Source organism: Streptomyces sp. 13-12-16 (assembly GCF_002114215.1).
GTDB lineage: Bacteria > Actinomycetota > Actinomycetes > Streptomycetales > Streptomycetaceae > Streptomyces.
Genome location: NZ_NCTE01000634.1, coordinates 1 through 12,777, shown reverse-complemented (window position 1 = coordinate 12,777; position 12,777 = coordinate 1). Strand labels below are relative to the sequence as shown.

Genomic DNA, 12,777 nt, shown 5'->3' with positions numbered 1-12,777 from the left:
CCCCCGCCTCTCCCCGCCAGGAGGCGAGGTTGCTGCGGGTGGTGAGGGTGTCGGGGTGGTCGGGGCCCAGTACCCGCTCCTGGTCGGCCAGCAGGTCGGTGAGCGCCTGTGCCGCCCCGGCCGCATCCCCCGCCTCCCCCCGCCGCAAGGCGAGGTTGTTCCGGGTGGTGAGGGTGCCGGGGTGGTCGGGGCCCAGCACCCGCACTGTGTGCTCCAGCAGGTCGGCGAGCGCCTGTGCCGCCCCGGCCGCATCCCCCGCCTCCCCCCGCCACAGGGCGAGGTTGCTGCGGGTGGCGAGGGTGCCGGGGTGGTCGGGGCCCAGTACCCGCTCCCGGTCGGCCAGCAGGTCGGTGAGCGCCTGTGCCGCCCCGGCCGCATCCCCGGCCTCTCCCCGCCGCAAGGCGAGGTTGCTGCGGGTGGTGAGGGTGTCGGGGTGGTCGGGGCCCAGTACCCGCTCCCGGTCGGCCAGCAGGTCGGTGAGCGCCTGTGCCGCCCCGGCCGCATCCCCCGCCTCTCCCCGCCAGGAGGCGAGGTTGTTCCGGATGGTAAGGGTGCCGGGGTGGTCGGGGCCCAGCACCCGCACTGTGTGCTCCAGCAGGTCGGCGAATGCCCGTGCCGCCCCGGCTGCATCCCCCGCCTCTCCCCGCCAGGAGGCGAGGTTGTTCCGGGTGGCGAGGGTGTCGGGGTGGTCGGGGCCCAGCACCCGCACTGTGTGCTCCAGCAGGTCGGCGAGCGCCTGTGCCGCCCCGGCTGCATCCCCCGCCTCTCCTCGCCAGGAGGCGAGGTTGTTCCGGGTGGCGAGGGTGCCGGGGTGGTCGGGGCCGAGGCGGCTGCGGATGTTGGTGGTTAGGCGATCGAAGTACTCGATGGCGGCGGTGACCTGACCGGATTCACCGAGGCTGCGGCCGATGCGGTACAGCACCAGGTGCGCATCCGGCCGGTACAGGGCGTCCTCGGCGTACTTGGTAAGGGCGGTGGTGTTGGTACGCAGGGCCTGGGCGAGGTCGGTGTCGCGTTCAATCTCGGGCCAGGCGGCGAGCAGAGCGTCGGCGACGGTGCGCGCGGCCTGATCGTGCTGGTGAGGGCTGAGGGTGTCGCGGGTGGCACGTTGGATGAGCTGGTGGACGCGGACGGCCTGGTGAGGGGCGTCGGGTTGGTGATCGATGAGGCTGAGCCGGCCCAGGACCCTCAGAGCACCGAAAGCCTCATCAGGGGGAACAGGAGCCGCCGAGCGTTGCCGTCTGCTCGGCCACCACTTCGGTCGCCGCCTTCGTCCGGGGCCGGCTGTCGTGCGGTGTGCGGCAAGGTGTGCGCGGGCCACGTCACCCGTCAGCACATCCTGGGGGATGCCGTTGGCGTCGAGCAGGGAGGCCAGGTGGAGCATGGGCCGGGCCAGGCCGGCGGGGCGTAGCGTGTCGGCACGGTCGATGGACAGGGACCAGGCGGCGGCGAGGGCGGTGGCCTGCTCGTCGGGCAGGGCGTCGGGGGTGAGGTCGGCGAGTGTCGTGGCGCGGTCGGCCAGCAGGTCGCGGTAGGTGGCTGCGGTCTTGCCGGAGTCGATGAGGTAGGCGGCGGCCTGGGCCAGGGCCAAGGGCAGGTGCCCGAGGTCGGCGGCGAGGGCAGCGAGCTGGTCGGCGGGCTCGGTGCGGCCGTGGCCGTGCAGGGCCGCGGTGAGGTAGGCAACCGATTCGGCAGGGGTGAACAGGCCGACCTCGATCCGTCGGCGGCCGTCTCCGAACAGGGCGGCGTCGCGGCGGCGGGTGGTAAGCAGGGTCCGGCCGTGCGGGCCGGCGGGCGGCCACAGGCTGTAGCGGTTGCCAGGATCCTCAGGGTGGACGATCAGGTCGTTGGGGTCGGCGATGTCGTCCAGGACGATCAGCCACCGGCACGGCCGCTGCCCGGGCTTGAGGGCCAGCCAGGCCAGGAACTGTTTCGCGGCCTGCTCCGGGTTCTCGGGGTCGGCCCGGCACAGTTCGACGCCGGCCTGCGCGTACGCGCTCACCACGGAGGACTGGGCGCTCGCGGTGACCCAGACCAGAACGTCCAGGCCGCCGTCGTCCCAGGCGGCGCGGGCGTAGTCGGCGGCGAGCTGGGTCTTGCCGACCCCGCCCATTCCGGTCAGCACCTGGGACAGCACGGCGGTGCCCCCGCCCTCGACCGCCGCCCGCAGCCGGTCCGCCTCCACGCGGTGCTGGAAGGACCGTGCCGGTGACGGGATCACGCCGACCTGGTGCGGCCAGGAGGCCGGTTCCCGCGGCGCGTGCTGCACAGTCAGCGTGTGTACGTAGCCGCTGACGGCGATTGCGCCGTTGGTGGCGGTCGCGTTCCCGGTACCGGACAGGTGCACCGAGGCGGGGGACTCAGGGCCGCTTCCCGGGACCGGGCCCCGATAGCCGCTCACGGCTGTCTCCTCACCGGCGGCCTCGGCGTCACCGGTGTCCGCCACGGTCACCGACGGCTCGGGCTCCTCGTCCCGCGCCGTGCGCCGGGATGCCTTCGTCATGGCTGCGGGGCCTAGTTCGAGTAGTCGATGCCGGAGACGGAGTTCTCGCCGTCGGCCTCTCCCGTCCGTTCGGCTGTCGCCGTGCCACGGCCCCGGCCGCCGGGCCGCCGGATGCCGGTAACGCCACCGCGGCTGGCTTTCCCGGTCCGGACGGCTCTGTCCGTGGGCCCGGCAGAGGACGGACGCTGGAACAGGGCCCAGACCAGGGCGGCGATGCCGACGACGGCCTGGACCGTGGCCCCGGCCAACTGCCCGGCATCGGGGCCGTCCAGCAACCACACCAGCGGCGTGGAGACGATCCCTACCGCTGCCAGCACGATGACCGTGATCTTCCACCCCTGCGACACAGCGGCTCCCCCTCGCCCCGACACGTCCGCCGCCGGACAGCTGACGGCCTATCACTTCGCATTGTCCCGGACCGTTCTCGCCTGAACCAGGAAACGCACTTCTTCGGCATCGCGGTTCCCGGCGCGACCGTCACCCGTCATGTCGCCGAGCGCGCCCCCGCCGCGCGTTGCCGAACATGACGCCCCTCGTTCGCGGCTGGTGACGATCCTGCTGGCTTATTCCGTGCCCGGCGGGGCTGGCAGCTCGTTGGACAGGCCAGCAGCGGCCGTCTTGGCGATCCCGGTCGCGGGTGGGGTGTGGAATGTCGATGCGGCCGAGGCCGTGGCCGAAGGTGCCTGAGCTGACCGCGCAGGTGGCGCGGGCTGTGGCGGCACGGGGCCCGTACCCGCTGGCGATGCGGGTCCGTGACGAGCTGGGCGAGTTGTTCGCGGACGCCGAGTTCGCCGAGGCGTTCGGATCCAGAGGGAGGCCGGGCTGGTCACCGGGCCAGCTGGCGCTGGTGACGGTGTTGCAGTTCGCCGAGAACCTCACCGGCCGGGCGGCAGCGCATCGGGTGCGGTACGGCATGGACCTGAAGTACGCGCTCGGCCTGGAGCTGGATGATCCCGGGTTCGACGCCTCGGTGCTGTCCGAGTTCCGCACACGGCTGGTCGAGCACGGGATGGAGGAGAAGGTGCTCGACCTGCTGCTGACCGCCCTCAAGGACCGGGGCCTGGTGAAGGCGGGAGGCAGGCAGCGCACCGACTCCACCCGCGTACTGGCGGCAGTACGCGACCTGAACAGGCTGGAGCTGGCCGGGGAAACACTGCGGGCCGCGCTGGAGGCGCTGGCCTGCGCGGCCCCGGACTGGCTGGCCGGGGCGGTGCCCGTTCACGATTGGGCCGAACGCTACGGGCCGCGGACTCACTCCTGGCATCCGCCGGCTTCCACGAGCAAACGCGAGGAGACGGCCCTGGTCTACGGCTGGGACGGGTTCGCGCTGCTGGAGGCGGTGCATGCCCATGATGCCCCGGCCTGGCTGCGTGAGCTCCCGGCGGTGCAGGTCCTGCGCACGATGTGGGTGCAGAACTACCACCGCACCGTGACCGAGGCCGGAGCGGAGGTGAAGCGGCGGGAGAGCAAAGACCTCCCGCCCGGCAGACTGCGGCTGGCCTCTCCGTACGACACCGACGCGCGCTACGGCCTCAAACAGGGCTCCTGGTGGACCGGCTACAAGATCCACATCAGCGAGGCCTGCGACGATGCCGACGACCAGGACTCGGCTTCCGGCGGCCAGGCACTGATTCCCGGAGCCGACGGACCGCCGCCGCGCTTGATCACCAGCATCGCGACCACCGACGCCACAGTGACCGATGCGGAAATGACCGAACCGGTCCATCACACGCTCGCCGCCCGCGATCTCCTGCCCTCCGAGCACTTCCTCGACTCCGGTTACGCCTCCGCCGAGTTGATCGTGGGCATGAAGAAGAACTTCGGAGTCACCCTGGTCACCCCGGTCCTGCTGAACAGCTCACCCCAGGCGCGTGCCGGCGCAGGGTTCGACCGCACCGCGTTCACCATCGACTGGGACAAGCGGCAGGCCACCTGCCCACGCGGGGACACCAGCACCTGGTGGAGCCCCGCCACTCTGCGCGGCACCAAGGCCATCGTCATCAAGTTCGACAAGGAGACATGCCGCCCCTGCCCGGTGCGCGACCAGTGCACCCGCTCGAAGACCGGCGGCCGGACCCTCTCCCTGCAACCCCGCGAACTGCAAGAAGTCCTCGACCATGCCCGCCTCCAGCAGGGCGACGAGCAGTGGCGAGCCAAGTACGGAACCCGCGCGGGCATCGAGGGAACCATCCACCAGGCCGTCGCGGTCACCGGGATGAGACGTGCCCGCTACCTCGGTCTTCAGAAGACCCACCTGGAGCATGTCTTCTCCGCCGTTGCGCTCAACCTCATCCGCCTCGATGCCTGGTGGAACGGCCACCCTCTCGACCGCACCCGCGTCAGCCACCTTGCCCGACTCGACCTCTCCCTCGCCGTGTGACCGAATAGGGGTCTTACTGGCGTGATCGCCTAATCAACTGTCGCCGGTTCCCCGAGGAACCCAGCCAGCTGGTGACCGACCGTGGTCGCCAACGGCGTATCGGCTCCAGGCCCCACCGGCCCGGTTGCGGAGCCGGGTGGTCTTGTCGTGGCAGCGAGAGCGTCCGCGGCGACGGGCGCGGGATTCGGCACGAGGCGGGAGAACAGCTGCGAACGACGGGTGTTAACTTCCTTCCCGTGGTGGAGCACCAGGACGAGACCAGGGCGGCCTACGACGGGGTCGTCGAGCTGTATGCGTCGATGTTCGCTGATCGGCTGGAGAAGCAGCCGTTCTCGCGGAACATGATCGGCATCTTTGCCGAGCTGGTGCGCGGGACGGGGAACCCCCGGGCGGCCGATGTCGGCTGCGGGCCCGGACATCTGACGGCCATGCTGCATGACCTGGGGCTGGATGCCTTCGGGCTCGACCTTTCCCCAGCCATGGTCGACCACGCCCGGCGGGCCCATCCGGCGCTGCAGTTCGACGAGGCGCGAATGGAGGCCCTGCCAGTCGAGGACGGCGCGCTCGGCGGCGTGCTGGCCCACTACTCGATGATTCACACCCCTCCTGGGGAACTACCCGCGCTGCTCGCCGAGCAGGCGCGTGCCCTGGCACCAGGGGGCCTGCTCCTGGTCTCGTTCTTCGCGACCGACGGGCCCGAGCCGGTCCGCTTCGACCACAAGGTGACGCCCGCCTATAGCTGGCCGGCGGACCGGTTCGCCGAGCTGCTGGCCCGGGCCGGGCTCGTCACGTTCGCCCGGCTGCTCCACGACCCGGCCTCTGAGCGGGGCTTCCTCGACGCCCACTTGCTGGCCCGCAAGTCGGAGGACACCGTCGAGGCCACCGCACAATAAGCCAGCAGGATCGTCACCAACCGCAAACGGCAGGATGCGCACCATGAGCGACGCAGCGGCAACCATCTTCACTGCCATAGCGGGCGGACTATTCGCTCTCGCAGTGGCATACATCGGCTACAGGGCTGGTCGGCGGCAGACCACAGACCAGGCCACCGTTGAACATGGCCAATGGCTACGCGGGCAACGCCAGCAGGCCTACCTGGCGTTCCTAGACACCTGGGACACCACGGTGGACGGTCTCCAGCGCCTGCAGCAGTCGTGGGAGCAGCGGGTACGTGAGTACCAGCAGGGCGACCAACTCGACGACCCGACTGAGGAACCAAGTCGTCTGTTGGGAGATGCGCGACGCGCGGTCCGTAGGGATCTCGAACGTGTGGAGTTGTTGGGCCCTCAACGGATCGACGTCGCGGTACGGGCGATGGAGGACGCCTTCCGGGAGATGCGGGACGTGATCGCAGCTCAAATGGCGAGCGGCGCGACCTGCCCGCACTGGGATGAGTGGAACCCGGTGACGGTCCGGGCTAACACGGCACGGTTCAACTTCCATGCGGCGGCGATCCGGACGTTGCGGCAGCCGCCGAGTCCGGAGGGAGAGAGTGAGGGCCTGGAGGAGTAATCGCCACCATTTGCGGTTGGTGACAGGGTTCTTACCGACACCCCGACGTGGGCGCAAGTCGCCGAGCCGTTCGGTATCACGCTGGACGCTGCCCGCAAGCGCTGGGGGCACTGGGCGCGCGCACCGCGAGGAGGGGTTCGGGGAGTAGCGGAGCAGGGATTCCCGGTACGGCGTTCAGTTTCCTGAACATCCAGTGGCGGTTGGTTCCGTAGTGGCAGGGTGTCGCAGGTGACGGTCGAGTGGTTGGGGAAGTTCCGTCGGGAGCGGCGGGTGCTGGCTCGGGTACGACGGGCGGCGTGGCGGCTGGAGCAGGCCGAGCGGGAACGGGCCTGGGCCCTTGCTGCTGCCCGCGGCGAGAAGGTGTCGGTGCGGAAGGTCGCCGAGGCGGCAGGGCTGTCACCGACCCGGGTGCACCAGCTCACCAAGGGCACCGATCTCGACACGCTGGACGCCGCGCTCGGGCAGCTGCGCGCCGCGGGCTGGCCGGCATCGCCGGAGGGGCCGGGAAGGTCGTCGGAACCGTCGGCCTGTCCTTCCTCGCAGGCATCCTGAGCTGACCCCACCCCGGGCGGGGGCCGACAGCCACGCAGGCCGTAGACCCTCGCCCGGGAGTTCCCGCGCTTCCCGGACGCCTACGCGGGCGCGCCTGCAAGGCTGCCGGCCCGCCGCCGGGAACTGCCACGGCGAGCAGGGGCTCGAGGAACCTCCGTGCCCACGTCGTGGACCCGGTGGATGCCGAGGGTCACTCCGACGCTTCTTCGTTGATGTAGTCGGAGTACCCGTCGGCGGTGAGCAGGTCGTCGGTCTTCGCCGGCCCGTTGGTGCGGAGCCGGACCAACCAGCCGTCTCCGTAGGGTTCTTCATTGATCAGCTCCGGGCTGTCGCCCAGGGCGGGATTCACCTCGACGACCTCGCCGCCCACGGGTGCGTAGACCTCGCTCACGGCCTTCACCGACTCCACGGTGCCGAACGGCTCGCCGCTCTCGAACCGATCGCCCACGTTGGGCACCTCGATGAAGACGACGTCGCCAAGCTGCTTCTGCGCGTAAGCCGTCAGCCCGACCCCCACCAGGTCGCCGTCGATCCGGACCCACTCGTGGTCCTTGCTGTAGAGGCGATCGTTCGGGATGTCCGCCATGCCGGCCTCCGGGGCTCTGTTGCATCGCTGCATGGATGTGGCGACGGCAAGCCTGCTACACCCCCAACTCAAGACAGAAACGGACATACTCGTACGGGTGAATCCGGGTATGCCGAGCAGGCCCTCGGCCCATCCCCGGCGTGGCCCCCGGCAGGCCCGGTTCCGAGGCCGATCGTGCGCGCCCGGGTGGGGACCCGTACACCACTTCCCAGGGCGCAACCCTGCGCGAGCTCGGCCGCACCCGGCGGTCTGCTGGTCTGCGATTGACATGATGGGGAGCAGCAGGTCCCAGGTGTTTTCAGAGGAGCGACTATGGCGTTGAGGACCGAGGTCGTCGAACGGGACGAGTGGTCCTATGCGCCGGCTGCCGGCGTCGGACCGCTCCGGTTCGGGATGACCGTCGACGAAGTGGTCGAGGCGGCTGGGACGCTCGGCCGGACGAAGGTCAGCGATTGCGTACGGAGCCACGCGATCTTCACGCCGACGTGGAAGGCCGAAGTCCACCGTCGCGGAGCGGCTCCCTCACCGCCTGCCGTCACGGCCTATGTGAGCCAAGCTGTGGGACTGTTCTGCATCGCCGCCGACGCCGTACACGGACCCCGGATCGCGTACGGCGGTCTCCAACTGGTCGGGAGGGACCTGTCGGAGCTGGAAAGCGATGCGATCGCGTATGCCGAGGCGAAGGATGTGGGATTTCGCTACATGCCCGAGGGCTACGCGGCACCGGATGATCCCGGGATCGTCATGCGCGCGCAACTGGTCGGAGAGGTCCTCCGGTCGCGTCCGCTGTTCATGGTGCCGCGCGACGGCGCGTGGACGGAATGGGACTCGTTGCCCTCCGAGGAGTACCGCGTCAACGGTCGGCCCCCGGCCTGACGTGGTGTGGTTCATGGCGTGGGGTGGAGGGGCACACCCGACCACGCCCGACCACGCCGGTTCACCGGTCGGGGCCGCGTTCGGGGCGCCCCGGCGGAAGGGACCGTCCGCGGTTCAGGTGCGGCGGGCGGCCCAGACGGTGCGTTCGGTGCGTACCGTCAGGTCGTCGCGGTGCGCGATGCCGTGCGGGTTGCCGGGGTCGAGGAGTCGGTCGAGCGCGGTGAGGTCCTCGGGGGAGAGCCTGTCCGCGGTGGCGCTGCGGATGCGCTGCAGGACGCCGGTGGCGTAGCGGCCGATCGCTTCGCCGCGTGAGCCTTCGAGGTTCACGGCGAGGGTGCGTTCGCCCTCGACGGTGAATCCGGCGGCGGTCAGCATCGGGCCCCAGTCGGCGCCCCGGTGGGGCATGTGCCCGGCCTGGCGGCGGTCGGCCGCGGCGTGGGCGCGTTCTTCCAGACCGGGCCGGTCCTCGGGGGCGTCTTCGGGCAGGAAGCGGGGGTGGCCGGCCAGTTCGACGACGGCGAACAGGCCGCCGGGCGCGAGCGTGTCGTGGACGTTGCGCAGGGCGCGGTCGGGACGGGCCATGTGGTGCATCGAGGCCGACGCCCAGACCAGGTCCGGTGAGCCGAGGTCGGGCCAGGCCGCTTCGTCGAGGTCGGCCCGCACCGTGCGCACGCGCTCCTGGACGCCGCGGGCGTGTGCCTTGGTGCGCAGACGTCGCAGGTGTTCGGCGGAGGCGTCGACGGCGGTGACGTGCGCGCCGGGGAAGCGGTCGAGGAGGGCGAAGGTGCCCGCGCCCGTGCCGCAGCCCAGGTCCACGATGTGGTGGGGGGCGGTCCGCAGCGGCAGCCATGCGGTGATGGAGGCGGTGTACTCGGCGAGGACCTCGGCGTCCAGGTCGAGGATCTCCGCCTGGCCGTCCGTCGTGTCCGCCTGGCCGTCCGTCGCGTCCTCGTGGCGGTGACCGTGCGGAGCGCCGTGGTGGGGGGTGTGGGCGGGTGTGTGGTTCATGCTCTTCACGCTAGGACGGGTATGCGTCTGCGGCACGGAGTATCCCGGTTTACGCAAGACGATGGTCGAGGGTGCTGCTCGACGCGCAAGAGGTCACCGCCGGGGGAGGCCGTCGCGCGGCCTCGCTGTCACCGGGGAGCGTCCTGGGTGTCGTCGCTGTCGCTCTGGTGGCCGCGGCGGGCGTCGCGGTCGAAGATGCCGAGGATCTCGCAGGGTCCGCCGTCGGCGCCGATCGCGTGCGGCATCATCGTGGGGAACTCGGCGGCCTGGTTGGTCTCGAGGCGGAAGCGGCGGTGGCCGAGCATGAGGATCGCCGTGCCGGACAGGACGACGAGCCATTCGCGCCCCGGATGGGCGCGCATGCGCGCCGGGTTCTCGGGGGGCGGTTCGGTCATGCGCTGGCGCACCACGCTCACCCCGGGGTCGGCCTTGACGGTCCAGCGCATCCGGCCGTGGGTGCTGTCGATCGTCGGGCTGGTGACGACGTCGTCGGTGGCGGTCTCCACGAGCTGGTCGAGCGTGGTGTCCAGGGCGCGGGCGAGGGTGACCAGCTGATCCAGCGCGAGGCGGCGCCGGCTGTTCTCGATGCGGCTCAGTGTGGACTGGCTGAGGTGGGCGCGGGAGGCCAGTTCCTCCAGGGACCAGCCCTGCGCCACCCGCAGGGCGCGGATGCGTTTGCGTACGAGGCTGTCCAGGTCTCCATCTTCTTGCGTCATGCGCAACATCGTATGCCTCGGTGGCAAGACCGGCTTAGCGTCGTGTGCGGATGGTCCGCGGTGTCCGGGGCGGCGTCTCCGTCGCGACCCTCACCGCGCCCGGGGGCGGGAACCCCCGCCCTCTGACATCCGGCGCGGTACCGGCCGCCGTACGCCCCCCCGACGCGGGCGGCGGTCCGGACCCCGTCCACCCCCTTCACCCGGCGACCGGGCCTGCCCCGGCGCCGACCCGGTATGCCCTTCCGAGAGGAACCGATGAGTACGAACCAGCCCGTACCGGCCGCGCAGGCCGGTGGCCGGGGTGCCCCCGACGCACGTCAGCTGCGCATGATCCTGATCACCGTCTCCATCGCCCTGATGGCGGTCATCGCCTCGGTGACCGGGCTGAACGTCGCGCAGACCCACATGGCCGTGGAATTCGGCGCCTCCCAGGGCACGGTCCTGTGGATCATCAACATCTACACCCTCGCCCTGGCCGCGCTGCTGCTGCCGCTCGGTGCCCTGGGCGACCGCCTGGGCCGCAAGCCGGTGCTCATCGCCGGCCTGGGGGTCTTCGGCATCGCCACCGTGGTCGCCGGCCTGGCCCCGACCGCCGGAGTGATGCTCGCCGCCCGCGTGGCGAGCGGCGTCGGCGCCGCCATGATCATGCCGATCACGCTCTCCGTCATCACCTCCACCTTCCCCGAGGAGCAGCGCGGCAAGGCGATCGGCGTGTGGACCGGGATCGCCGGAGGCGGCGGGATCCTGGGCATGTTCCTCTCCGCGCTCCTCGTCGACGTCGCCGACTGGCGCCTGCTGTTCGTCCTGCCGGCGATCCTGGTCCTGGTGGCCCTGGTCATGACCTCGAAGACGGTTCCCGACTCCCGCGAGACCCCGGCCCACCGGTTCGACACCGTCGGTGCCCTGCTCTCCGTGATCGCCGTGACCGGCCTCATCTTCGTCCTGCAGGAAGGCCCCGAACGCGGCTGGACCGCACCCGCGACGCTGACCGGCCTGACGGCCGGCCTGGTCGCCGCGGTCGGGTTCGTGGCCTGGGAGCTGCACCGCCGCGACGCCTCCCTGCTGGACGTGCGGCTGTTCCGGGAGCGCGGACTGTCGGGCGGCTCGATCACGCTGCTGGTGGTCTTCGGCGTCCAGGCGGGCATCGGCGTGGTCCTCTTCCCGTTCTTCCAGGCCGTGCTCGGCTGGTCGGGACTGCTGGCCACGGTCGCGATGATGCCCATGGCCGTCGCGATGATGGCGGCCTCCGGCCTGGCCCCCGGGGCGGTTGCGCGGATCGGCGCCCGCTCGACCATGCTGGTGGGCATCGCACTGGGCGGAGCCGGCATGGCGCTCATGGCGCTCCTCGTCTCCGTCGGCGGCGGCTACCCGTCCGTCCTGCCCGGCCTGCTCGCCATGGGCGTCGGCATGGGCCTGTCGATGACCCCGTCCACGGAGGCCGTCACCGCCTCCCTGCCGCGCGGGAAGCAGGGCGTCGCCTCCGCCCTCAACGACGTCACCCGCGAGTTCGGCACCGCACTCGGCGTCGCCCTGCTCGGCGCACTCGTGTCCGCCGGCTACCGCGACGCCGTCGACGACAGGCTGCACGGCATCCCCCGGAGTGCCGCGGACATCGCCCGGGAAGGCGTCGCCAACGCCGTCGAGGTGGCGGGCGGCACCGGACCGCACGCACCGGAGCTGCTCCACGCGGCGCGGCAGTCCTTCGTCGACGGCTGGCAGCAGGCCATGTGGGCGGGCGCCCTCCTCATGGGCGCCCTGTTCGTCCACATAGCCCTCCGCGGCCCCGACCCCAAGGACACATCCTCCGCGGTCGCGGACGGGACGGACTCCGCTGAGGCCGTCTCCGCCGGATGACCCCACAAGAGCCGGGCCACGGCAGGCGGACCGCTCCACGGACACCGCGCTCACCGGGCAGCATGTTCGACGAATGTTGAATAAACGACACGTGTTGAATAACTTGGGGAGCATGAGGCACATCGAAGTGTGGGCGGACGTGGTCTGCGCCTGGGCGTACATCGGCAAGCGGCGGTTGGCACGGGCGCTCGAAGGATGGGACGGCGAGCCCGTCGAGGTGGTGTGGCGGCCGTTCCGGATCGACCCGATGGCACCGGCTCGGGCGCAGCCGCTGGAGGAGGTGCTGCGGGACCCCGTGGTCGACGCGGCGCTGCAGGGGTGCGCGCCCGGGATGAGCGCGGCCGAGAACCGGGTCAGGGTCTCGGAGATCGCGACCGCCGAGGGGCTGGGCCCGCGGTGGGGAGCGGCGTGGCGGGCCTCGAGCCATGACGCGCACCGGCTTGTCGCCCTGGCGTACGAGCAGGGCGGGGCCGCCCTCCAGGACGCCGTGCTGGAGGGGGTGCTGCGGGCCCACTTCGTGGAGCGGCGGGACATCAGCCGGACGGAGACGCTCCAGGAGGTCGCCTCCGCCGCCGGGTTCTCCGAGGGCGCCCGGCTGCTGGACGAGGGTGGGGCCGAGGCGTACGTACGGGAGGCCCTGCTGCGGGGCAGGGCGATCGGGGTGACGACCTCGCCGACCCTGGTGATCGGCGGGGAGGCGCTGGCCGGGGCGCACGCGCCCGAGGTGATCGCGCGGTTCGTGGCGCGGGCCGTGGCCGAGCCGCGGCGCGAGCTGCCGGCCGAGGTCGAG

General features: G+C 71.5%; 12 protein-coding genes. 7 read left to right on the top strand and 5 right to left on the bottom strand.

Translation table 11 applies throughout. The features are described from left to right. A partial coding sequence (locus B7767_RS24715; protein WP_107486301.1) for a tetratricopeptide repeat protein occupies positions 1-2,503 on the bottom strand: 2,503 nt, incomplete at its 3' end. 11 nt (positions 2,504-2,514) lie between these two features. Next, the gene (locus B7767_RS24710; RefSeq protein ID WP_179167269.1) at positions 2,515-2,850 is read right to left on the bottom strand and encodes a hypothetical protein; all 336 of its coding nucleotides are present in this window, start codon (positions 2,848-2,850) and stop codon (positions 2,515-2,517) included. Positions 2,851-3,182: 332 nt separating this feature from the next. Between B7767_RS24710 and B7767_RS24705 the strand changes: the two genes are divergently transcribed. From B7767_RS24705 to B7767_RS24690, 4 genes are all read left to right on the top strand, one after another. Then, the gene (locus tag B7767_RS24705) at positions 3,183-4,883 is read left to right on the top strand and encodes an IS1182 family transposase (RefSeq protein ID WP_256923556.1); all 1,701 of its coding nucleotides are present in this window, start codon (positions 3,183-3,185) and stop codon (positions 4,881-4,883) included. A 236-nt stretch (positions 4,884-5,119) separates the two neighbouring features. Further along, entirely contained in the window at positions 5,120-5,776 is a 657-nt protein-coding gene (locus B7767_RS24700; protein WP_004993909.1) for a class I SAM-dependent methyltransferase, read from the top strand. A gap of 43 nt (positions 5,777-5,819) precedes the next feature. After that, positions 5,820-6,395 carry a hypothetical protein gene (locus B7767_RS24695; protein WP_143652619.1) on the top strand — a complete coding sequence of 192 codons (576 nt, stop codon included), beginning with the start codon at positions 5,820-5,822 and terminating at the stop codon, positions 6,393-6,395. A 243-nt stretch (positions 6,396-6,638) separates the two neighbouring features. After that, positions 6,639-6,947, top strand: a complete 309-nt coding sequence (locus B7767_RS24690; RefSeq protein WP_143652618.1) for a hypothetical protein — start codon at positions 6,639-6,641, stop codon at positions 6,945-6,947. A 190-nt stretch (positions 6,948-7,137) separates the two neighbouring features. Here B7767_RS24690 and gcvH read toward each other — a convergent pair whose 3' ends face one another. Then, positions 7,138-7,533, bottom strand: coding sequence for a glycine cleavage system protein GcvH (gene gcvH, locus B7767_RS24685; protein WP_085574126.1), 396 nt, complete (start codon positions 7,531-7,533; stop codon positions 7,138-7,140). A gap of 312 nt (positions 7,534-7,845) precedes the next feature. Here gcvH and B7767_RS24680 point away from each other — a divergent pair, with 312 nt between their 5' ends. Then, the gene (locus B7767_RS24680; protein ID WP_085574125.1) at positions 7,846-8,409 is read left to right on the top strand and encodes a hypothetical protein; all 564 of its coding nucleotides are present in this window, start codon (positions 7,846-7,848) and stop codon (positions 8,407-8,409) included. Between the two features lie 114 nt (positions 8,410-8,523). On the opposite strand, the gene B7767_RS24675 is transcribed toward B7767_RS24680, so the two are convergent. After that, positions 8,524-9,417: a trans-aconitate 2-methyltransferase gene (locus B7767_RS24675; protein WP_085574124.1), complete on the bottom strand. Its 894-nt coding sequence runs from the start codon at positions 9,415-9,417 to the stop codon at positions 8,524-8,526. A gap of 128 nt (positions 9,418-9,545) precedes the next feature. Next, positions 9,546-10,133 carry a helix-turn-helix domain-containing protein gene (locus tag B7767_RS24670; protein WP_218775817.1) on the bottom strand — a complete coding sequence of 196 codons (588 nt, stop codon included), beginning with the start codon at positions 10,131-10,133 and terminating at the stop codon, positions 9,546-9,548. 255 nt (positions 10,134-10,388) lie between these two features. Here B7767_RS24670 and B7767_RS24665 point away from each other — a divergent pair, with 255 nt between their 5' ends. Together B7767_RS24665 and B7767_RS24660 are read left to right on the top strand one after the other, a co-directional pair. Next, positions 10,389-11,987, top strand: coding sequence for an MFS transporter (locus tag B7767_RS24665; RefSeq protein WP_085574122.1), 1,599 nt, complete (start codon positions 10,389-10,391; stop codon positions 11,985-11,987). A 112-nt stretch (positions 11,988-12,099) separates the two neighbouring features. After that, positions 12,100-12,777: DsbA family protein (locus B7767_RS24660; RefSeq protein WP_085574130.1), on the top strand; the 678-nt coding region annotated here is incomplete at its 3' end.